General features: G+C 71.4%; 23 protein-coding genes. 4 read left to right on the top strand and 19 right to left on the bottom strand.

Annotated features, from left to right (window positions below; translation table 11 throughout):
- Nucleotides 1-383: 383 nt before the first annotated feature.
- The 3 genes from folP to rlmE form a co-directional block, all read right to left on the bottom strand.
- The gene (folP, locus tag D3A60_RS05130; protein WP_119717671.1) at nucleotides 384-1,283 is read right to left on the bottom strand and encodes a dihydropteroate synthase; all 900 of its coding nucleotides are present in this window, start codon (nucleotides 1,281-1,283) and stop codon (nucleotides 384-386) included.
- A 176-nt stretch (nucleotides 1,284-1,459) separates the two neighbouring features.
- The gene (ftsH, locus tag D3A60_RS05125; RefSeq protein ID WP_119717670.1) at nucleotides 1,460-3,358 is read right to left on the bottom strand and encodes an ATP-dependent zinc metalloprotease FtsH; all 1,899 of its coding nucleotides are present in this window, start codon (nucleotides 3,356-3,358) and stop codon (nucleotides 1,460-1,462) included.
- Between the two features lie 153 nt (nucleotides 3,359-3,511).
- Nucleotides 3,512-4,159, bottom strand: a complete 648-nt coding sequence (gene rlmE / locus D3A60_RS05120) for a 23S rRNA (uridine(2552)-2'-O)-methyltransferase RlmE (protein ID WP_119717669.1) — start codon at nucleotides 4,157-4,159, stop codon at nucleotides 3,512-3,514.
- A gap of 84 nt (nucleotides 4,160-4,243) precedes the next feature.
- On the opposite strand from rlmE, the gene yhbY reads away from it, so the two are divergent.
- Both yhbY and D3A60_RS05110 read left to right on the top strand, forming a co-directional pair.
- On the top strand, nucleotides 4,244-4,549 hold the full coding sequence (gene yhbY / locus D3A60_RS05115) for a ribosome assembly RNA-binding protein YhbY (protein ID WP_119717668.1): 306 nt from the start codon (nucleotides 4,244-4,246) through the stop codon (nucleotides 4,547-4,549).
- 26 nt (nucleotides 4,550-4,575) lie between these two features.
- The gene (locus D3A60_RS05110; RefSeq protein ID WP_119717667.1) at nucleotides 4,576-4,959 is read left to right on the top strand and encodes an Mth938-like domain-containing protein; all 384 of its coding nucleotides are present in this window, start codon (nucleotides 4,576-4,578) and stop codon (nucleotides 4,957-4,959) included.
- A gap of 9 nt (nucleotides 4,960-4,968) precedes the next feature.
- Here D3A60_RS05110 and D3A60_RS05105 read toward each other — a convergent pair whose 3' ends face one another.
- The 5 genes from D3A60_RS05105 to surE are packed head-to-tail and all read right to left on the bottom strand — an operon-like array spanning nucleotide 4,969 to nucleotide 8,921.
- Entirely contained in the window at nucleotides 4,969-5,883 is a 915-nt protein-coding gene (locus D3A60_RS05105) for an endonuclease/exonuclease/phosphatase family protein (protein WP_231120419.1), read from the bottom strand.
- Complete coding sequence (locus tag D3A60_RS05100) at nucleotides 5,880-6,734, bottom strand: peptidoglycan DD-metalloendopeptidase family protein (protein WP_119717666.1); 855 nt, start codon at nucleotides 6,732-6,734, stop codon at nucleotides 5,880-5,882. Before D3A60_RS05100 ends, D3A60_RS05105 begins: the two co-directional genes overlap by 4 nt.
- Before the next feature lie 59 nt (nucleotides 6,735-6,793).
- Entirely contained in the window at nucleotides 6,794-7,453 is a 660-nt protein-coding gene (locus tag D3A60_RS05095) for an exopolysaccharide biosynthesis protein (RefSeq protein WP_119717665.1), read from the bottom strand.
- A 2-nt stretch (nucleotides 7,454-7,455) separates the two neighbouring features.
- The gene (locus D3A60_RS05090; RefSeq protein WP_119717664.1) at nucleotides 7,456-8,133 is read right to left on the bottom strand and encodes a protein-L-isoaspartate(D-aspartate) O-methyltransferase; all 678 of its coding nucleotides are present in this window, start codon (nucleotides 8,131-8,133) and stop codon (nucleotides 7,456-7,458) included.
- Nucleotides 8,130-8,921 carry a 5'/3'-nucleotidase SurE gene (surE, locus tag D3A60_RS05085; RefSeq protein ID WP_119717663.1) on the bottom strand — a complete coding sequence of 264 codons (792 nt, stop codon included), beginning with the start codon at nucleotides 8,919-8,921 and terminating at the stop codon, nucleotides 8,130-8,132. Before surE ends, D3A60_RS05090 begins: the two co-directional genes overlap by 4 nt.
- 181 nt (nucleotides 8,922-9,102) lie before the next feature.
- On the opposite strand from surE, the gene D3A60_RS05080 reads away from it, so the two are divergent.
- Nucleotides 9,103-9,654: a Smr/MutS family protein gene (locus D3A60_RS05080; protein WP_119717662.1), complete on the top strand. Its 552-nt coding sequence runs from the start codon at nucleotides 9,103-9,105 to the stop codon at nucleotides 9,652-9,654.
- Nucleotides 9,655-9,711: 57 nt separating this feature from the next.
- On the opposite strand, the gene D3A60_RS05075 is transcribed toward D3A60_RS05080, so the two are convergent.
- The 10 genes from D3A60_RS05075 to D3A60_RS05030 form a co-directional block, all read right to left on the bottom strand.
- Nucleotides 9,712-9,954 (bottom strand): hypothetical protein, encoded by a 243-nt coding sequence (locus D3A60_RS05075; protein WP_119717661.1) that lies wholly within the window; start codon nucleotides 9,952-9,954, stop codon nucleotides 9,712-9,714.
- Between the two features lie 134 nt (nucleotides 9,955-10,088).
- The gene (gene truD, locus D3A60_RS05070; protein ID WP_119717660.1) at nucleotides 10,089-11,159 is read right to left on the bottom strand and encodes a tRNA pseudouridine(13) synthase TruD; all 1,071 of its coding nucleotides are present in this window, start codon (nucleotides 11,157-11,159) and stop codon (nucleotides 10,089-10,091) included.
- The gene (gene ispF, locus D3A60_RS05065; RefSeq protein WP_119717659.1) at nucleotides 11,156-11,635 is read right to left on the bottom strand and encodes a 2-C-methyl-D-erythritol 2,4-cyclodiphosphate synthase; all 480 of its coding nucleotides are present in this window, start codon (nucleotides 11,633-11,635) and stop codon (nucleotides 11,156-11,158) included. Before ispF ends, truD begins: the two co-directional genes overlap by 4 nt.
- Before the next feature lie 51 nt (nucleotides 11,636-11,686).
- Nucleotides 11,687-12,421, bottom strand: a complete 735-nt coding sequence (gene ispD, locus D3A60_RS05060) for a 2-C-methyl-D-erythritol 4-phosphate cytidylyltransferase (protein WP_119718980.1) — start codon at nucleotides 12,419-12,421, stop codon at nucleotides 11,687-11,689.
- Nucleotides 12,399-12,767, bottom strand: coding sequence for a cell division protein FtsB (gene ftsB / locus D3A60_RS05055; protein ID WP_119717658.1), 369 nt, complete (start codon nucleotides 12,765-12,767; stop codon nucleotides 12,399-12,401). Before ftsB ends, ispD begins: the two co-directional genes overlap by 23 nt.
- 6 nt (nucleotides 12,768-12,773) lie before the next feature.
- Entirely contained in the window at nucleotides 12,774-14,060 is a 1,287-nt protein-coding gene (gene eno / locus D3A60_RS05050; RefSeq protein ID WP_119717657.1) for a phosphopyruvate hydratase, read from the bottom strand.
- 46 nt (nucleotides 14,061-14,106) lie between these two features.
- Nucleotides 14,107-14,940, bottom strand: coding sequence for a 3-deoxy-8-phosphooctulonate synthase (gene kdsA / locus D3A60_RS05045; RefSeq protein WP_119717656.1), 834 nt, complete (start codon nucleotides 14,938-14,940; stop codon nucleotides 14,107-14,109).
- A gap of 70 nt (nucleotides 14,941-15,010) precedes the next feature.
- Nucleotides 15,011-16,687 carry a CTP synthase gene (locus D3A60_RS05040; protein ID WP_119717655.1) on the bottom strand — a complete coding sequence of 559 codons (1,677 nt, stop codon included), beginning with the start codon at nucleotides 16,685-16,687 and terminating at the stop codon, nucleotides 15,011-15,013.
- Between the two features lie 188 nt (nucleotides 16,688-16,875).
- Nucleotides 16,876-17,511, bottom strand: a complete 636-nt coding sequence (locus tag D3A60_RS05035; protein ID WP_119717654.1) for a hypothetical protein — start codon at nucleotides 17,509-17,511, stop codon at nucleotides 16,876-16,878.
- A 304-nt stretch (nucleotides 17,512-17,815) separates the two neighbouring features.
- On the bottom strand, nucleotides 17,816-18,199 hold the full coding sequence (locus tag D3A60_RS05030; protein WP_119717653.1) for a hypothetical protein: 384 nt from the start codon (nucleotides 18,197-18,199) through the stop codon (nucleotides 17,816-17,818).
- Between the two features lie 222 nt (nucleotides 18,200-18,421).
- On the opposite strand from D3A60_RS05030, the gene parE reads away from it, so the two are divergent.
- The gene (gene parE / locus D3A60_RS05025) at nucleotides 18,422-20,329 is read left to right on the top strand and encodes a DNA topoisomerase IV subunit B (RefSeq protein WP_119717652.1); all 1,908 of its coding nucleotides are present in this window, start codon (nucleotides 18,422-18,424) and stop codon (nucleotides 20,327-20,329) included.
- Nucleotides 20,330-20,366: 37 nt separating this feature from the next.
- On the opposite strand, the gene D3A60_RS05020 is transcribed toward parE, so the two are convergent.
- On the bottom strand, nucleotides 20,367-20,570 hold the full coding sequence (locus tag D3A60_RS05020; protein WP_119717651.1) for a hypothetical protein: 204 nt from the start codon (nucleotides 20,568-20,570) through the stop codon (nucleotides 20,367-20,369).
- Between the last annotated feature and the right edge of the window lie 12 nt (nucleotides 20,571-20,582).

The raw sequence follows: 20,582 nt of genomic DNA, 5'->3' as shown, positions 1-20,582 counted from the left end.
GACGAACGTGCCCGGCGCCTGACGGGGCGCGGCCCGCAGCAGCGGTGGCGAAATCTTCACCACGTCCGCCGGGCGCCCCGCCCGCGCCGTCAACGATGCGGCGTGGAGGTTTTCCCCAGCGCCTGTGGAGAACCCGCGGGACAAGTCATGGCGAAGCGCAGCCCAAGCAAGGCGGGACAAGGCGTGCGCGCGCGTGGCGGATTTTTCGCCAGCGCACGCAAGTGGTTGATTCCGGTCCCTCGCCGGCCGCATGCGCGCGGTTGTTCCCAGCGCCTGTGGACAAGCATTGGGACAAGCGCGTGGACACGCGGTTCCACGCCTGCAGTGGTGGGGCCTGCGCGACGACTGGCGAGGAATTGCCCAGCGACGGTGCCGACGCGGCTTCAGTCGTCGTCGGGCCAGCGAACGGACGGCGCAGCGGCGGCCTGCCGCGGCAGCGCGACGGCGTCGACCGCGGCCCAGACCTTGAGTGCGTCCACGGTCGCAGCGACGTCGTGCACGCGCACGATCGCCGCGCCGCGCTGCGCGGCGATCAGATGCGCCGCCACCGACCCGTGCACGCGATCACGCGCAGCCTCGCGCCCGGTCAGCTCGCCGATCGTGCGCTTGCGCGACAGGCCTGCGAGCAGCGGCACGCCGAGGCTGCCGAAGTGCTCGAGCTGCGCCAGCAGCGCCAGGTTGTGGTCGCGGGCCTTGCCGAAGCCGAATCCGGGATCGACGACGAGGTTGCGCTTGGCGATGCCGGCCATCTCCGCCGCGAACACCCGCTCGGCGAGGAACCGGTGCACCTCGGCCACCACGTCGTCGTACTGCGGCGCGGCCTGCATCGATCGCGGCTCGCCCTGCATGTGCATCAGCACCACCGATACGCCGAGCGCGGCGGCTGCTTCGAGCGCGCCATCGCGGCGCAGCGCGTAGACGTCGTTGATCATCCCCGCGCCGGCCGCGACCGCGGCGCGCATGACCTCGGGCTTGGAGGTGTCGACGCTGATCGGCACGGACGTTTCGCGCGCCAACCGCTCGATCACCGGCACGACGCGTCGCAGCTCCTCGTCCAGCGCGACGTCCCCGGCTCCGGGCCGCGTCGATTCGCCGCCGATGTCGAGCAGGTCCGCACCTTCGGCCACCAGCTGCAGGCCGTGGGCGACCGCGGCGTCGACGTCGGCGTGGTCCCCGCCGTCGGAGAACGAATCGGGCGTGACGTTGATGATGCCCATGACCCGCGTGCGATCGAGCACCAGCCGGCGGCCGTTGCAGTCGAGGGTCGGGCTGGTGTCGAACATGGCGGAACTCCGGGCGGATGCCGCTGCAGCGTAGCCGGAGCCGTTCGATGCGGCCAGCGATGGCGCCCGGCCTTATCGCGCGCCTGATGCGTGGCGAGATCGACCGCGCGGTGCAGCCGGCGGGCAAGAAAAAGGACGGCCGGAGCCGTCCTTCCCTCGTCGCATTGCGGTGGCGCTCAGACCTGCGTCGCAGCGCCGCCGATCGCGTCGGGCCGGTCCTTGTCGTCCGGACCCGGGCGCGTGGTCTTGCTCCAGTCCGCAGGCGGCCCCGGGGTGCGGCCATTCATGATGTCGTCGATCTGGCGCGCGTCGATCGTTTCGTACTGCAGCAGCGCGTCGGCCATGATGTGCAGCTTGTCGAGGTTGTCGTGCAGGATCTTCGTCGTGCGGCCGTAGGCCTTGTCGAGGATGCCGCGAACGACCTCGTCGATGCGACGCGCGGTCTCGTTCGACACGCTCTTGTGCTGCGTGACCGAGCGGCCGAGGAACACCTCGTCGTCCTCTTCGCCGTAGGCGATCGGCCCCATCTCGTCGGACAGGCCCCACTTGGTGACCATGTTGCGCGCCATCTTGGTCGCGCGCTCGATGTCGTTCGACGCGCCGGTGGTGACCTTGTCGGCGCCGAAGATCAGCTCCTCGGCGACGCGGCCGCCGTACAGCGAGCACAGCTGCGACTCGATCGCGACCTTGTTGTAGCTGTATTTGTCGCCCTCGGGCAGGTACATGGTCACGCCGAGCGCGCGGCCGCGCGGAATGATCGTGACCTTGTAGACCGGGTCGTGCTCCGGGACCATCCGGCCGACGATCGCGTGGCCGGCCTCATGGTAGGCGGTGAGCTTCTTCTCTTCCTCGCTCATCGCCATCGAACGGCGCTCGGCGCCCATCAGGATCTTGTCGCGCGCGCGGTCGAAGTGGTCCATGCGGACTTCCTTCGCGTTCTCGCGCGCGGCGAACAGCGCGGCCTCGTTGCACAGGTTGGCCAGGTCGGCACCGCTGAAGCCCGGCGTGCCGCGCGCGATCGTCATCGGCACCACGTCGTCGGCCAGCGGCAGCTTGCGCATGTGCACGCGCAGGATCTGCTCGCGGCCCTTGACGTCCGGCAGCCCGACGACGACCTGGCGGTCGAAGCGACCCGGGCGCAGCAGAGCCGGATCGAGCACGTCGGGACGGTTGGTCGCGGCGATCACGATCACGCCCTCGCCGCCCTCGAAGCCGTCCATCTCGACCAGCAGCTGGTTCAGGGTCTGCTCGCGCTCGTCGTGGCCGCCGCCGAGGCCGGCGCCGCGATGGCGGCCGACCGCATCGATCTCGTCGATGAAGATGATGCACGGCGCATGCTTCTTGGCCTGGTCGAACATGTCTCGCACGCGGCTGGCGCCGACGCCGACGAACATCTCGACGAAGTCCGAACCCGAGATCGAGAAGAACGGGACCTTCGCCTCGCCGGCGATCGCGCGCGCCAGCAGCGTCTTGCCGGTGCCCGGCGGGCCGACCATCAGCACGCCGCGCGGGATCTTGCCGCCGAGCTTCTGGAACTTGGACGGATCGCGCAGGAACTCGACGAGTTCGCCGACCTCTTCCTTGGCCTCGTCGCAGCCGGCGACGTCGGCGAAGGTGACCTTGACCTGGTCCTCGCCCTGCATCTTGGCGCGCGACTTGCCGAAGCTCATCGCGCCCTTGCCGCCGCCCTGCTGCATCTGCCGCATGACGAACAGCCAGAACGCGACGATCAGCACGATCGGCAGGAAGTTGATGACGATCGACCAGAACGAGGGGCCGCTCGGCGGCGGCGCCTGGTCGATCGCGACCTTGTGCCGGATCAGGTCGTTGACCAGGTCCTTGTCGCCCGGGTTGTAGGTGGTGAACTGGCCGCCGTCCTTGCGCTCGCCGGTGATCGTCGTGCGGTCCTCGGCGATGCGCACCGACTTGATCCGGTCCTGCTGCACCTGCTGCACGAACTGGTCGTACGCGAGCGCTTCGCTGCCCGGCGTGCGCGGGCCGAACGCCTGGAACACCACCATCAGCACGACGGCGACGATCACCCACAGCAGCAAGTTCTTGGCCAAGTCGTTCATCCGGCTCTCTGTATCCCGCAGTCGCCTGCATTTACGCGGCCCTGGGCCGCCCAGATGCGCCGCACGTGCGCCGCATCCCGTTCAGTGCGGCCCGCCGTTGGAACGGGCCGTTCGAATCCTGCGATCCGCCGCCAGAACGACGGCCGGACCACCCTACTTGATCTGCACCCGCTTGCCCTGTGCCAGCGCGTACACCTCCGGGGACCGCTTGCGCGAGGCCTCGGGCTTGCGGATCGCCACCTTGTCGTAACGGCGGCGCAGCTCCTTGACGTAGTCGTCGAACCCCACGCCCTGGAACAGCTTGATCAGGAACGTGCCGCCGGGCCGCAGGTGCTGGTCGGCGAAATCCATCGCCAGCTCCGACAGGTACATCGCGCGCGGCATGTCGACCGCGTCCACACCGCTCTTATTGGGGGCCATGTCCGAGAGCACAAGGTCCACCGGCTTGCCGCCCAGCGTGGCGACCAGCTGGGATAGGACCGCATCCTCCCTGAAATCGCCATGAAGGAACTCGACCCCGGCCAGCGACGGCATTTCGAGGATGTCCAGCGCGATCACCCGGCCCGGGTTCACCCGGTCGAGGGTGTCCAGCGCCTGCCGCACCCACTGCGACCAGCCGCCGGGCGCGGCGCCCAGGTCGACCACGACCATGCCCGGCTTCAGCAGCCGGTCGCGCTCGACCAGTTCCTCCAGCTTGTAGGCCGCGCGCGAGCGCAGGCCCTCGGCCTGGGCCTTCTTCACGAAGGGGTCGGAAAAGTGTTCCTTCAGCCAGCGCTGGCTGCTCTTGCTGCGGGTCGCCATCGGCTGCGGGGCCCGGCCCGCCGGGGGGAGAAAACGGGGGGCCATGATACCCTGCGCACCACCCCCAGCCCTTCGCGTGACCCGATGCCGACCGTCCTGACCGCCGCCCAGACCCGATTCCTGCGGGGCCAGGCGCACGACCTCAAGGCGATGCTGCAGGTGGGTGGCAAGGGCGTGACCGACGCGCTGGTCGGCGAAGTGGACCTTGCGCTCGAGCACCACGAGCTGATCAAGGTGAAGGTCGCCGCCGAGGACCGCGACGCCCGCGACGCGCTGATCGAGCAGATCGCCGGGCGGACCGACGCGGCGCTGGTGCAGCGGATCGGCCACACCGCCGTGCTGTACCGGCCGAGCAAGGACAAGCGGCACATCGTGCTGCCGCGCGGCTGACCCGGGCCCCGGCGAGCCGCCCCGCCATGCAGCTCAATCTCGAACGCCCCGACCACGCGTACTACCTGCGCGGCGCCGACGGCCACGCCGCCGTCGTCAACGACCGCGCGTTCGAATCCAGCTTCGCCGTCGCGCCGGACCGGATCGTCGAGGTTTGGCCGGTGGCCGACGTCGCCGCGATGACTCCGGACGACCTCGCGCCGCTGCTCGCGCTGGAGCCGGAAGTGATCGTGCTCGGCAGTGGCGCGCGGCAGGTGTTCCCTCCGGCGGTCGTCATGGCCGCCTGCCTCGGGCGCGGCATCGGGCTGGAGGTGATGACCAATGCCGCCGCAGCGCGCACGTTCAACGTGCTGGCCGGCGAGTCGCGCCGCGTGGTCGCCGCGTTCGTGCTGCAGCCGCCGACGGGCTGAGGGACGCGCTCAGCGCCCCTGGGCGGTCTCGACGAACCGCAGCCGCACCCACACCCCGAAATGATCCGACGGCCAGGTGCCGTCAGCGCCCGCGCGGTCGAGGATGCGATTGGCGCGTTCGGGCACCAGCGCGCCCGCCTGCGCGAACACGTGGTCGATCCGCTGCGGCCGGTCATGCAGGCCCGGCACCAGGGTGACGTGCGAGGCATCCGCGTCGTCGACGTGGCCGCGCACCGCGGCGTAGCTGTCGGTGTGGGTTTCGCGCAGCGCCGCCAGCTCCGCGCTGCCGGCGGTCGTGTTGAAGTCGCCGGCCACCACCGACGGGCCGGGGCCGGCGGTGCGCCGCATGAACCCGACCAGGTCGGCGACCTGCCGTGCGCGGGTTGCGCCGCTGGCGTCGGTGAAGTTGAGGTGCACCGCGTAGACGTCGAGCGGGCGGCCGTCGACCTCGATCCGCAGCCACGCCGCGATGCGGTAGTCCCCGCTCGGCTGCAGCGGGTGTTCACCGCGCGCCAGCACCGGCCGGCGGGTCAGGATCGCGTTGCCGTAGCGCCGCGCGCGCGAGGGCGGGTCGACCGAGGCGAAATGCGCCGTGTAGCCGAGCGCGTCGGCGAGCGACGCGGCCTGGTTCGGCAGCGCCGTGTCCTGCAGCACTTCCTGCAGCACGATCAAGTCGGGCCTCAGGCGTGCGAGCTCGGCCACGATCGTCGCGCGCCGTCGCGGCCAGTCGGCGCGGTCGTGCCACAGATTCAGCGTCACGACGTCGACCGACGGCGCGGGCGCCGGCCCGTTCGTCCACGCGGTCGCCGCGCATCCGGCCAGGAACAGCAAGGCCACCGCCAACACGCCACGCGCGACCATCACCAGCGAGCGCGCCCGGAAGCGACGGCGGCATCGCACGTCGCCAGCGTGCGGCGCGGTCATCGCGGCGGCAGGTACACCAGCGGATCGACCGGCTTGCCGTTGTAGCGGACTTCGAAGTGCAGCATGTCGCGCGCGGCCCCGCTGCGGCCCATCTCGGCGATCTGCTCGCCGGCCTTGACCAGCTGGCCTTCGTTGACCAGGCGCTTGCGGTTGTGGCCGTACGCCGACAGCCAGGCGTCGTCGTGCTTGATGATGATCAGCTCGCCGTAGCCGACCAGGCCCGCGCCCGAGTACACGACCACGCCGTCGGCGGCCGCGCGCACCGGGGCGCCGCCGGCGCCGGCGATGTCGATGCCCTGCCGGGTCGGCTCGCCCGCGACGAAGCCGCGCAGCAGTTCGCCATCGGCCGGCCAGCGCCAGCGCAGGCCGTTGTCGACCGGCGGGCGCGCTGCTACCGGCGCGGGCGGCGTCGCGCGCGAGGGCGGCGCGCTGGGGCTCGCGCCCGCACGCGGAGGCGCGACCTGACGCGTCGACGGCGCGCGCGCGACGGTTGCCGCGCCCGCAGACGGACGCGGGGGTGGGCGCGACGCGGCGGTGTAGCCGCCGCTGCGCGGGTACAGGCGCAGGCGCTGGCCCGGGTAGATCGTGTACGGCGCGCCGATGCCGTTCCACGAGGCCAGGTCGCGCACGTCGATGCCGTTGCGGAACGCAATGCCGTACAGCGTGTCGCCGCGCTGCACGACCGTCGTCGCACCGGGCTTGGGCACCGACGCGCGCGCCGCCGGACTGCCGGTCTCGCGCACCACCGTGCTCCGGCCGCAGGCGGCGAGCGCGCCGACTACGGCGATGCAGAGCAGCAGCGTGCGCACGGCGGTGGCAAGGGCGGCAGGGAAGCGGATCGTGTCGGTCATGCGGCTGGAAGTGTCGTCCGTGTCAGCGGTGGCGCGGCGGCGTGCGCAGCCGGTCGCCTTCAAGTGGAGATGCGCTGGATCAGCTCGCGAAGCGCGACGCCGCCCCCGCCGATCAGCACGCCGAAGTAGACGATGGTGCCGATGTTCGCCAGGTGACCGAGCAGGATCGCCCCGCCGTCGCGCTGCATCAGTCCGATCGCGTAGAACAGCAGCGCCAGCGCCGGCAGCGTGTTGCTGAACGGCACAAAGCCGAACGGCGCCATCAGCAACAGCGCGGCGAGGATGAACGCCAGGTTGTTGAACAGGTTCTGCGCGCGGCCGTCGACGACGCCGCGCAGCCGGTGCGGCCGGCTGATCCTTTCGAGCCTGCGCACCCAGACCAGACCGCCGGTCAGCCCGGGGCGCAGCTTGTCGGCCGGCAGCGCGCGATCGCGGATGCGCGCCGGCAGCCACAGCGGGCGGCCGCTGACGCGGCTGATGCCGACCAGCAGGATCGCCGCGCCGAACACCGTGCTGACGCCGGGAATCGACACCGGGATCAGGAACACCAGCGTCAGCAGGATCGTCAGCAGCAGCAGGCCCTCGTCGCCGAACACCGCCAGCAGCTCGCCGAGATTCAAGCGGTCCTCGGGCAAGTCGTCGATGATCTGCTGCAGCTGCTCGCCCAGAGAACCGGACCCGTGGGCCGCGGACGCGCCCGGTACCTGCGTGTTGCCCATGCTCAGTCGACCATTCCCGAAAGCAGCGGCACGAATACCACGGGGGCCAGGTCATGCTGGGTGACGACGCCGTCGGCGTCCTTGCGCAGGCGCATCAGCGACTGCCCGCCCGAGCCGCCGACCGGCGCGACCAGCGTGCCGCCCGGCGCGAGCTGCGCGGTGAGCGCATCGACCAGCGCCGGCGCCGCCGCGGTGACGATGATCGCGTCGAACGGGCCGTTCTCGGGCCAGCCGATGCGGCCGTCGTCGTGCTTGCTGCGCACGTTGAGGCCGAGCGTGCGGAAGCGCTTGCGCGCGGTGCGCAGCAGTTCGCCGATGCGTTCGACGGTGTGGACCTCCAGCCCCAGCGCCGCGAGCACCGCGGCCTGGTAGCCGGAGCCGGTGCCGATCTCCAGCACCTTCGACGGCGCGGTTTCGAGCAGCGTCTCGGTCATCTTGGCGACGACCCACGGCTGCGAGATGGTCTGCCCCTGCCCGATCGGCAGCGCCGTGTCCTCGTAGGCGCGCGTGGCCAGCGCCTCGTCGACGAACAGGTGGCGCGGCACGGTGCGGATCGCGTTGAGCACGCGCTCGTCGACGATGCCCTTCTCGCGCAGGCGCTCGACCAGCCGGTCGCGCACGCGCTGGCTGGTCATGCCCGACCCGATCGCCTCCGGCTGCAGCCGCATGCGCACCGTCATGCCTGCGCACCCGCGTCGCGGCGCATCGACTCGGCGAGGCCGCCGACCCAGCTGGCGACCTGCTCGAGCGCCTGGTAGCGCGTCAGGTCGACGTGGATCGGGGTGATCGAGATGAAGCCGCGGCGCACCGCGTTGAAGTCGGTGCCGGGGCCGGCGTCCTGCTCCGGACCGGCCGGCCCGATCCAGAACCACTGGCGCCCGCGCGGATCCTCCTGCGGGATGCACGGCTCGGCGCGGTGGCGGTTGCCCAGGCGCGTCACTTCGAAACCGCGCACCTCGTCCCACGGGAGGTCGGGGACGTTGACGTTGAGGATGGTGTCGGCCGGCAGCGGATCGGTCGCCAGCCGCGCGGTGATCTCGACCGCGGCGCGCGCGGCGGTCTCGTAATGCCGGCCGACGTGGTCGGCGGTGGCCAGCGACATCGCCAGCGCCGGCAGGCCGAGGAAGCGCCCCTCCATCGCGGCGGCGACGGTGCCGGAATAGATCACGTCGTCGCCGAGGTTGGCGGTGTTGTTGATGCCGGAAACGACGATGTCCGGCTCGTGCTCGAGCATGCCGGTCAGCGCGACGTGCACGCAGTCGGTCGGCGTGCCGAACACGCGCCACGTGGTGTCGTCCTGGCGGAGCACCCGCACCGGCATGTCGAGGGTCAGCGAGTTGCTCGCGCCGGAGCGGTCGCGGTCGGGGGCCACGGTGATCACCTCGTGGCCCGCGGCGCGCAGGCCGTCGGCGAGGACCCGGATGCCCGGCGCGTCGACGCCGTCGTCGTTGCTCACGAGAACTCGCATGGACTCCCTTGCTGCAGTCGTTCGGTGGGATCGGCGCGGAACGCGGCCGTTGGCGCCCGGTCAAACGCGCGCGGCACGAAGACGGCGGCGCGTGACCCCATGATAGCCGATGGGTGCGCGGCGACCGCTTCGCCGGGAGCGCGTCGTCGCCAGCGCAGCGCCGCCGCGCTACGCTGCGGGCATGGGCGCGCCCGACGACGAAGATGCCGATCTGTTCCGCAGCGCCGTCGGCCCGGTGCGCCCGGTGCGCGCCGTCGAAGCGCCGCCGCCCGCGCCGAAGCCACGACCGCGCGCGCGAATGGCCGAGCGCGACGAGGCGCTGGCACGCGACGAGTTCCGCGCCGGCCTCGATGCATCGCTGCTGGCGGCGGGCGATGCGCTGTCGTACCGGCGCGACAGCGTGCCGCCGAAGGTGCTGCAGCGGCTCAAGCGCGGCGAGATCGCGGTGCAGGAGGAACTCGACCTGCACGGCAGCGACGCGCGCACCGCCGAAGCGCTGCTCAGGGCGTTCCTGAACGACGCGCGCGACCACGGCGCCGGATGCGTGCGGGTCATCCACGGCAAGGGACGTCGTAGCCCGGAGATCGACAGCAGCGGGCTGCCGGTGCTGAAGAACCTGGTCGACCGGATGCTGCGCCAGCGCGCGGACGTGCTGGCCTACCACTCCGCGCCGGCCGCCCAAGGCGGCACCGGCGCGGTGCTGGTGCTGGTGTCGCCGCGCCGCCCGCGCTGAGCGACGGCGCTGCGCGCGCCGGTACGGACCGGCGCGAATCGACCCGTTGTCGTCCTGCTAGTTGTCGTCCTGCGGGTCGGTCTCGCTGCGCGGCAGGCGCGGCATGTTCACCCATTGGACCTGGATGCCGCGGATGCGTGCGATGCGCTCGACCGCGGCGATGTAGGCCTGGTCCTTGTCCATCACGGACGGGGCGCGCTCCGGCGGCGGTGGCGCGGAGGCCGTGCCGCCCGTGCTCGCGCAGGCAGCCAGGCCGAGGATCGACAGCGACAGAACGGCAACGCGAAGCGATGCACTCATGACGGCGTCTCCCGATGCAGCGTGTGGGGCGTGGGCCCCGCCCCGGCCACGTGCCGGGCGCACTTCCGGCTTATACGCCGGCGCTTCCGGCGGACCAGTGCACCCGGCGAGTTTCCGACGAGCGGTTGCGCGGGCTACGTGGCCGTCAGCGGCCGACCGGCTCGAACGTCGCCCAGTTCGGCCAGCACGGTGGTCGCATAGGTGCCCGGCGGCAGCTCGAACGACACCTCCAGCGCAGCGTCGTCGACCCATCGCCACGCCAGCTGTTCCGGACGCAGTCGCAGCGCGCGGCGCTCCTGCTCGAGGCCGGCCCGCTCCAGCCCGGCGCGAAGCGCCAGCGCCTCCGCGTCGCCCAGCACGTCGCACTCGAGCTGCGCGGCCGCGCCGGTCGTGCGCAGTTCGCCGCGGCCCCACAGCGGACCGCTGGGATGGATGTCGAACCCGGCCAGTCGCTGCGCGAGCGCGTCGTCGAACGGCTGCGGTCCGAACACGCTGCGGCTGCCGGCCAGCGCCCAGACCTCGCCGTCGAGCGGCGTGCTCCAGCAGCCGCGCCGCACGCGCTCGGCCAGCACCCGGTTGAACAGCGCCGAACGCGCGGCCGACAGCAGCGCGCTGCGCTCCTCGCGGCGGACGCGGCGTCCGGCGAACATCGCCAGCGCTTGGGCGACGTTGTCGCCGGCGCGACCGAAGCGCTGTTCGCCGAAGTAGTTCGGCACGCCTGCCGCGGCGATATCGCGCAGCCGCCGTTCGATCCCGTCGCGATCGCCGACGACGTCGCGCAGCACCAGCACGAAGCGGTTGCCCGCCAGCGCGCCGCGCGGCAGCTTGCGGCTGTGCCAGCTGTGCTCCAGCACGCGCAGCCGCTCGCCCTGCCCGCCGTCGTAGTCGATCGCGGCCAGCTCCGGTGCGACCTTCTTCGGCAGGTGCACGCTGAACCGCTGGCACGTCACGGCGTGCCTGTCCTTCAGGCCGGCGTAGCCGATGCCGAGCTCGGGAATGCCTGCCCACTGGGCCAGCCGCTTCGCCACGAACGCGGTGTTCATGCCGCGCTTCTCGATCGTCAGCAGCAGGTGCTCGCCGCTGCCGCTGGGCTCGAAACCGGGAAGCTCCTCGACGCGGAAGTCCTCCGCCGTCGCGCGGATCGTCGCCGCCAGCGCCGGCGCGCCATGGGCCGTCGGCAGCGCGTCTGGCGTCGCGTCGCTCACGCGTCGACCAGCAGGCACACGGCTATCGCGGCGATGCCCTCGCCGCGGCCGGTGAAACCGAGCCGCTCGGTCGTCGTCGCCTTGACGCTGACCGCGTCGAGTCCGACGCCGAGGTCCTCGGCCAGCACCGCGCGCATCGCCGCGGCGTGCGGCCCGACCTTGGGCCGCTCGCACACCACCGTGACGTCGGCGTTGCCGACGCGCCAGCCGCGCGCGCGCAGCAGACCATCGCAGTGGCGCAGGAACGCCCGGCTGTCGGCGTCCTTCCACTGCGGGTCGCTCGGCGGGAAGTGGGTGCCGATGTCGCCCAGCGCCAGCGCGCCGAGCATCGCGTCGCACAGCGCGTGGATGACCACGTCGCCGTCGGAATGCGCCAGCACGCCGCGGTCGTGCGGGACGCGCACGCCGCCGAGCACGACGTGGTCGCCGTCGCCGAACGCATGGACGTCGTAGCCCTGGCCGATGCGGATGTTCATGGGGTGATCCTGCGCGACGCGGGGCCGCGATTGTAGGGGCCGCGCGCCGCCCTAGCGACGCGCGAGCAGGTACTCGGCCAGCGCCAGGTCCGCCGGCGTGGTCACCTTCAGGTTGTCCTCGCGCCCCTCGACCAGCCGCGGGCGCGCGCCCGCGCGCTCCATCGCCATCGCCTCGTCGGTGACGACGGCGCCGGCGTCGCGCGCGGCCTGCAGCGCTCGGGTCAGCGGACCGCGGCGGAACGCCTGCGGGGTCAGCGCGCGCCACAGCGCCTCGCGCGGCTCGGTCGCGGCGATGGCGCCGTCGCGGCCGGCACGCTTGAGCGTGTCGCGCACCGGTGCAGCGAGGATCGCGCCGTCGGCATGGCCGAGCGCGGCGTCGATCAGGCGCGACACGTCGTCGACGCGCAGGTTCGGACGCGCCGCGTCGTGCACCAGCACCAGATCGTCGTCGCCGACGGCCGCGGGCAGCGCGTGCAGCGCCGCCAGCACCGAGTCCGCGCGTTCGCCGCCGCCGTCGCAGCGCCGCAGCGGCTTGCCGGCGCGCGACGTCCAGCCCGGCCAGCGCGCGTCGTCGGCGGCCAGCGCGACCACCGCGCCTTCGACCCGCGGCTCGGCCAGCAGCGCGTCGAGCGCGTGCGCGATGAGCGGCTCGCCGGCAATCTGCAGGTACTGCTTGGGCACGTCGCCACCGAAGCGCGCGCCGCGACCGGCGGCCGGGACGATCGCCCAGATCACCGCACGGACGTCCCGACGGCGATGCCACTCATTCGTTGCGTTCCTCGGCATCGGCCGGCGCAGGCGGCTGCGCACCGGCTGCGGGCGGCGACTCCGCGCCCGGCGCGCCCTGCGGCTCGACCACGCGGTAGAACGTCTCACCGGGCCGGATCATGCCGAGCTCGCTGCGCGCGCGCTCCTCGACCGCCGCCTCGCCGGATTTCAGGTCCTCGACCTCCGCGGCCAGCGCGTCGTTGCGCTGCTGCAGGCCGCCGTTCTCGCGTTCCTGCTGCTCGACCTGCTCGCGCAGCGCGGCCACCGAGCGGCGCCCGCCCTCGCCCAGCCACAGCCGGTACTGCAGGAACGCGAACAGCGCGACCAGCAGCACCAGCAGCACGCGGAGCCAGCGCGCGGGCATCGGGCGTCAGCGCTTCAGCGAGACGAACGCGTCGCGGCCGGCATAGCGGGCGGCGGCACCGAGCTGTTCCTCGATGCGCAGCAGCTGGTTGTACTTGGCGACGCGGTCGCTGCGGCACAGCGAGCCGGTCTTGATCTGGGTCGCGGTGGTGGCCACGGCGATGTCGGCGATCGTGGTGTCCTCGGTCTCGCCCGAACGGTGCGAGACGACCGCGGCGTAGCCGTGGGCGTCGGCCATCGCGATCGCCTCGAGGGTCTCGGTCAGCGTTCCGATCTGGTTGACCTTGATCAGGATCGCGTTGGCGACCTTCTGGTCGATGCCGTCGCGGAAGATCTTCGGATTGGTCACGAACAGGTCGTCGCCGACCAGCTGCACCTTGTGGCCGATCTTCTCCGTCAGCAGCTTCCAGCCGGCCCAGTCGCCCTCGTCCATGCCGTCCTCGATCGTCACGATCGGGTACTGCGCGGCCCAGTTGGCGAGGAAGTCGACGAACTGCTCGCTGGTCAGGCGCTTGCCTTCGCCGGTGAGGTTGTACTTGCCATTGTCGAAGAACTCGCTCGCGGCGCAGTCCAGGCCGAGCAGGATGTCCTCGCCGGCCTTGTAGCCGGCCTTGCCGATCGCCTCGAGGATGGTTTCCAGCGCTTCCTCGTTGCTGCGCAGGTCCGGCGCGAAGCCGCCCTCGTCGCCGACCGCCGTACTGAGCCCGCGGCCCTTCAGCACCGACTTCAGCGCATGGAACACCTCGGTGCCGGCGCGCAGGCTCTCGGCGAAGCTGTCGAAGCCGACCGGCAGCACCATGAACTCCTGCAGGTCGACGTTGTTGTCGGCATGCGCACCGCCGTTGATGATGTTCATCATCGGCACCGGCAGCGCCACGGCGCGGTCGCCGGCCAGGTGCTTCCACAGCGGCAGCTTCTTCGACGCAGCCACCGCGTGCGCGTTGGCCATCGACACGCCCAGCAGCGCATTCGCGCCCAGGCGGCCCTTGTTTTCGGTGCCGTCGAGGTCGATCAGGCGGCGGTCCAGCCCGGCCTGGTCGGACGCGTCGAACCCGCCGAGCGCCTGCGCGATCGCGCCGTTGACGTTCTCGACCGCGCGACGCACGCCCTTGCCGAGGTAGCGCGTCTTGTCGCCGTCGCGCAGCTCCACGGCCTCCTTGGTCCCGGTCGACGCGCCGGACGGCACCATCGCGCGGCCGAAGCTGCCGTCGGCGAGGGTGACCTCGGCTTCGAGCGTCGGGTTCCCGCGGCTGTCGAGGATTTCGCGGGCGTGGACTTTGGCGATCGTGGTCATCGGGTCGGTGGGGTCTGTGCAGTGTGGGAGTGGGTTCGGGCGGCGCTTACGCGTCGGCCTCGAGGAAACCGTTGCGCTTGGTGATCTCGTCGAGCTGCTTCAGCGTCTCCAGCAGCGCGCGCATCTTCGGCAGCGGCCACGCATTGGGGCCGTCGGACAGCGCCTTCTCGGGGTCCGGGTGGGTTTCCATGAAGATGCCGCTGATGCCGACGGCCATCGCCGCGCGCGACAGCACCGGCACGAACTCGCGCTGGCCGCCGCTCTTGCCGCCGGCGCCGCCCGGCAGCTGCACCGAATGGGTCGCGTCGAACACGACCGGGCACCCGGTATCGCGCATCACGCTCAGTGAGCGCATGTCGCTGACGAGGTTGTTGTAGCCGAAGCTGACGCCGCGCTCGCACGCCATGATCTGCTCGTTGCCGGTCGCGCGCGCCTTGTCGGTCACGTGCTTCATTTCCCACGGCGACAGGAACTGGCCCTTCTTGATGTTGACCGGCTTGCCGGCGCGGGCGACGTTCTGGATGAAGTCCGTCTGCCGGCACAGGAACGCCGGGGTCTGCAGCACGTCGACGACCGACGCGACCTCGTCCATCGGCGTGTACTCGTGCACGTCGGTCAGCACCGGCACGCCGAGCTGGCGCTTGACCTCGGCCAGCACCTTCAGCCCGCCCTCCAGGCCCGGCCCGCGGAAGCTGCTGCCCGACGTGCGGTTGGCCTTGTCGAAGCTCGACTTGAAGATGAAAGGGATGCCGAGCTCGGAGGTGATCTCCTTCAGCCGCCCGGCCGTCTCCATCTGCAGCTCCATCGACTCGATCACGCACGGACCGGCGATCAGGAAGAACGGCTGGTCGAGGCCAACCTCGAATCCACACAGCTTCATCGTGTTGCTCCCGGTGCCGCGGCGCGGGCCGCGGGGGTCGAGGGGGACGGGCGACGCGGTACCGCTGCCATCACGCGGTGGCTTCCTTCAGCAGCCGCCCACCGGCGGACTGGCCGGCATGCGCCTTGTGCTCGCGCGCGGCGCGGATGAAGCCGATGAACAGCGGGTGGCCGTCGCGCGGCGTCGACAGGAATTCCGGGTGCGCCTGGCAAGCCAGGAACCACGGGTGCTGCGACTTCGGCAGTTCGACCATCTCGACCAGCGTCTCGTCCATCGACTTGGCGCTGATGACCAGGCCGGCGTGCTCGAGCTGCGCCAGGTAGCGGTTGTTGAACTCGTAGCGATGGCGGTGGCGCTCGCCGACGACGTCCTTGCCGTACAGCTCGCGGGCGAGCGAACCGGGCTTGAGGCGCTGGTCCTGCAGGCCCAGGCGCATCGTGCCGCCGAGGTCGCTGTCTTCGCTGCGGCGTTCGACGTCGCCGCTGGCCGTGCGCCACTCGGTGATCAGGCCGATCACCGGGTACGGGCTGTTCTTGTCGTTCTCGGTGCTGTTGGCGCCTTCCAGGTGCGCGACGTGACGCGCGTAGTCCACGACGGCGGCCTGCATGCCGTAGCAGATGCCGAAATACGGCACGCCGTGCTCGCGGGCGTACTGCGCGGTGGCGACCTTGCCTTCGAAGCCGCGGTCGCCGAAGCCGCCGGGCACCAGGATGCCGTCGACGCCTTCGAGCGCCGCCGCGCCGTCGCGCTCGACGTCGGTCGATTCCAGCCACTTCAGCCGCACCCGGGTGCGCTGGCGCAGGCCGCCGTGCTTGAGCGCCTCGGCCAGCGACTTGTACGCATCCTGGTGGTCGATGTACTTGCCGACCACGGCGATCGTGACCTCGTCGACCGGATGCTCGGTCGCGTCGACGACGGCGTTCCACTCCGACAGGTCGGCGTCGCCGGCCTTCAGGTGCAGGCGGCTGATCACGATCGTGTCGAGCCCCTGGTCGTGCAGCCACTGCGGCAGCTTGTAGATGTTGTCCAGGTCGACGGCCGAGATCACCGCGCGCTCGGGCACGTTGGTGAACAGCGCGATCTTGCGGCGCTCGCTGTCCGGCAGCGGCTGCTCGGAGCGGCACAGCAGCACGTCGGGCTGGATGCCGATCGACCGCAGCTCCTTGACCGAATGCTGGGTCGGCTTCGTCTTCAGCTCGCCCGCGGCGGCGATGTACGGCACCAGCGTCAGGTGCATGAACAGCGCGCCCTCGGGGCCGCGCTCGCTGCGGATCTGGCGGATCGCCTCCAGGAACGGCAGCGACTCGATATCACCGACCGTGCCGCCGATCTCGACCAGGCCGACGTCGAAGCCTTCGGTGGCCTCGACGATGCAGCGCTTGATCTCGTCGGTGATGTGCGGGATCACCTGCACGGTGCCGCCGAGGTAGTCGCCGCGGCGCTCCTTGCGGATCACGTTCTCGTAGATCCGGCCGGTGGTGATCGAGTTCTTGCGGCTGAGCCGGGTGCGGACGTAGCGCTCGTAATGGCCCAGGTCCAGGTCGGTCTCGGCGCCGTCGTCGGTGACGTACACCTCGCCGTGCTGGAACGGGCTCATCGTGCCCGGGTCGACGTTGATGTACGGGTCCAGCTTCATCATCGTCACGCGCAGGCCGCGCGCTTCGAGGATGGCCGCCAGCGAGGCGGCCGCGATGCCCTTGCCAAGCGAGGACACCACGCCGCCGGTGACGAAAATCAGGGGGGTCATGGGATTGCTGCCGCTGGAAAGCCGTAGTTTACCGGCTGACTGCGCGGGCCGCGACCGCTTGACGCGCAACGGTCCATCCGCATGCCCCGCCGAGCGCGCGGGCCGGGGGCATGCAAGAGCCCCGGATGCACAGCGCCCCGGCGAACCGGGGCGCTGTGTGGAGCTTGCCGCGTGGCGACGCGCGCCCGTTACGGCGTCGGGCGCTTCCCGTCGGCACGACGGCCTTCGCGGCGGTCGGCCCGGTCGTCGGTCGGCTCGGCCGGGACCGCGTCGCCGTCGGCGGACGGCGCGGTCGGCTCGGCAGCACCCGCCTGGCCGGTCACCGCGCTGTTCGCCGCGGCTGTCGCGTTGCCGGACACGGCCGCCACGGCGCGGTCGCTCGCGTTCGCGGCGGCGTCAACGCCGAGCGTCGCGCTGCCCTGCGCGGCGACATCGGTGGCCAGCGTCGAGCCGACGGTCGAAGCGGCGCGCTCGCCGACCTGCGCGGCCGCCTGGCCGGCACCGGTGGCCGAGGCCTGGGCGCGGGCGGCGGCGTCGGCGGCGACCTGCTGGCCGGCGTTCACCGTCGCGTTGGCCGCGCCTTCGGCGGCGGCGCCGGTGCGGACCGCGGCATCGCGCACGCGGCGCGTGGTGTCGCGGACCGCGTCGGTGCGCAGCGCGGCATCGCCGCGCACCTGCGCGCCGCCGCCGATGCTGGCCGGGCCGGCCTGGATGCCGCCGCCGCCGCCAATGTTGACGCCGCCGCCGAGCAGCTGCGCGCTGGCCGACGGTGCGGCGATCACGGCGGCAATGGCGAGGGACAGAATGAGCGAGTTCCGGTTCATGACATTTCTCCTGAGGACAAGGGGTCGCCATCTGCGACGTGGCGACCCTAGGCAGCGCAGCGTGGCCGCCGACTGAACCCGAATCGCCGTGTGAAGGATTTCCCGGATTGCCGCCGCGCCCGGCCACGCGCGGGGTCGGCGCGACGGTGCACCGCGCGATGCCCCGCAAAGCCCCGCCTGGCCTGGGTTCGGGCCCGCCGCACGCGACCCGGCGGCGAGCCCTCGTTTCGATGAACGCGTGCAAAACAAGACGCCCCGGCGAACCGGGGCGTCGTGGTGCAACGTGGCGCTGATGCCAACCGGCTTACTCGTCGTCTTCCTCCGGCTCCGGCGTGTCGGTCGGCTCCTCGCCCGTGCCGAGCGTCGAATTCGCATTGGCGTTGGCGTTGGCCTGGACCTTGTCGACCGCGGTATCGCTGGCCTTTTCGGTCGCCTGCGCGCCGGTGCGGGCGGCGTCGCGGACGGCGGTGCCGACCTGGTCGCCGGCATCGCGCGCGGTCGTGGCCGCGTCGCGGATCACGTCGGTGCGCACCTGGGCGTCGACGCCGGCCTGGGCCTGGGCGCCGACCGGACCGGCCTGCGCGCCGATCGAAGCGCCGCCCTTTGCACCGGCGCCCTGCGCGAACGCGGCCGGGGCGGCGAGGACCATGGCGATGGCCGTGGCGATGGTGAGCTTGCGGAAATTCATGCGTGGTCTCCTGTGCTGCCAAGTGGAACAAGGGATACGGAACAAGGGCTTGCGTGAAGCCGCTCCCCTCAGCGACCACCGCACCGTAGCGATGCCACCCGTGCTCGCCACTGAACAACGAACCCTTCACCTTGCCGACTGCGTGACACAAGCGTCGCGCGCCTTGACCGGCTCCGGCGCCGTCGCCATTCTCGCCGCTCCGCTTTGTTAGCAGTCTGACTAATGAACAACCGCTACAACGCCGCGGACATCGAGGTCCTGTCGGGCCTCGACCCGGTCAAGCGCCGGCCCGGCATGTACACCGATACTTCGCGTCCGAACCACCTGGCGCAGGAGGTCATCGACAACGCCGTCGACGAGGCCCTGGCCGGCCACGCGCGCGCGATCGAAGTGACGCTCTACGCCGACGGCAGCTGCGAGGTCTCCGACGATGGCCGCGGCATGCCGGTGGACATCCACCCGGAGGAAAAGATTCCCGGCGTCGAGCTGATCCTGACCCGGCTGCACGCCGGCGGAAAGTTCAGCAACAAGAACTACACGTTCTCCGGCGGCCTGCACGGCGTCGGCGTCAGCGTGGTCAACGCGCTGTCGACCCTGGTCGACGTGCGGATCAAGCGCGACGGCAACGAGTACCGGATGACCTTCAGGCACGGCGACCGCGCCACGCCGCTGGAAGTCATCGGCACCGTCGGCAAGAAGAACACCGGCACCCGCGTGCGGTTCTGGCCGGACGGCAAGTACTTCGACACGCCCAAGTTCAACCTGCGCGCGCTCAAGCACGTGCTGCGCGCCAAGGCCGTGCTGTGCCCCGGCCTCACCGTGTCGCTGTTCGACGAAGCCAGCGGCGAGCGGCTGCAGTGGTTCTACGAGGACGGGCTGCGCGACTACCTGCGCGGCGAACTGTCCGACCGCGAGCTGCTGCCGCCGGAGCTGTTCGTCGGCAGCCTGAAGAAGGACACCGAGGTCGTCGACTGGGCCGTGGCGTGGGTGCCCGACGGCGAGCTGGTGCAGGAGAGCTACGTCAACCTGATCCCCACCGCGCAGCACGGCACGCACGTCAACGGCCTGCGCAGCGGCTTCACCGACGCGCTGCGCGAATTCTGCGACTTCCGCAACCTGCTGCCGCGCGGCGTGAAGCTCGCGCCGGAGGACGTGTGGGACCGCGTCGCCTTCGTCCTCAGCATCAAGATGACCGACCCGCAGTTCAGCGGCCAGACCAAGGAGCGGTTGAGCTCGCGCCAGGCGGCCGGGTTCGTCGAGGGCGCCGCGCACGACGCGTTCTCGCTGTGGCTCAACCAGCACACCGAGATGGGCGAGAAGATCGCGCAGCTGGCGATCGAGCGCGCCAGCGCGCGGCTGAAGACCGAGAAGCAGGTGACGCGCAAGAAGGTCACGCAGGGCCCCGCCCTGCCCGGCAAGCTCGCCGACTGCATCAGCCAGGACCTCTCGCGTACCGAGTTGTTCCTGGTCGAGGGCGACTCGGCCGGCGGCAGCGCGCGCCAGGCCCGCGACAAGGACTTCCAGGCGATCCTGCCGCTGCGCGGCAAGATCCTGAACACCTGGGAAGTCGCCTCCGGTAGCGTGCTGGCATCGCAGGAAGTGCACGACCTGGCCGTCGCGATCGGCTGCGACCCGGGCAAGGACGACCTCACCGGCCTGCGCTACGGCAAGGTCGTGATCCTCGCCGATGCCGACTCCGACGGCCTGCACATCGCCACGCTGCTGACCGCGCTGTTCCTCAGGCACTTCCCGTCGCTCGTCGCCGCGGGCCATGTGTTCGTCGCGATGCCGCCGCTGTTCCGCATCGACGTGGGCAAGCAGGTGATGTACGCGCTGGACGAAGAGGAAAAACGGATCGTGCTGGAGAAGATCGAGCGCGAGAAATCCGATCGCAAGAAGGGCTCCGGCGGCGCGGTCAACGTGACCCGCTTCAAGGGCCTGGGCGAGATGAATCCGGCGCAGCTGCGCGAGTCGACGATCCACCCGGACACGCGCCGGCTGGTGCAGCTGACCGTGGACGACAGTGCCGACACCCACTCGCTGATGGACATGCTGCTGGCGAAGAAGCGCGCCGGCGACCGCAAGTCGTGGCTCGAGGCCAAGGGCGACCTGGCCACGCTCGAGGTCTGATTCGACCGCCGCCGACGCATCGCGCCGGCGGCCGCGCTCAGAACAGGTTGCGGACGCCGTTGGCGACGTGCCCGGCCTGGCGCTGCAGCCACTCGGCAAAGCGGTTGATTTCCACGTCGTAGCGGCCGCTCCACGCCAGCCAGACCAGCAGAGCCATCGTGGCCAGCACCGTCATTGCGACGAGGCGCTGGCGCGTCTGCGCGAAGCGCAGGCCCTTTCCGGCCGGATTGTGGTTCTTCATGCCCTGTCCCCC

It is taken from the genome of Cognatilysobacter tabacisoli (assembly GCF_003586305.1).
Taxonomy (GTDB): Bacteria; Pseudomonadota; Gammaproteobacteria; order Xanthomonadales; family Xanthomonadaceae; genus Cognatilysobacter_A; species Cognatilysobacter_A tabacisoli.
This window is presented reverse-complemented; position numbering and strand designations above follow the sequence as displayed.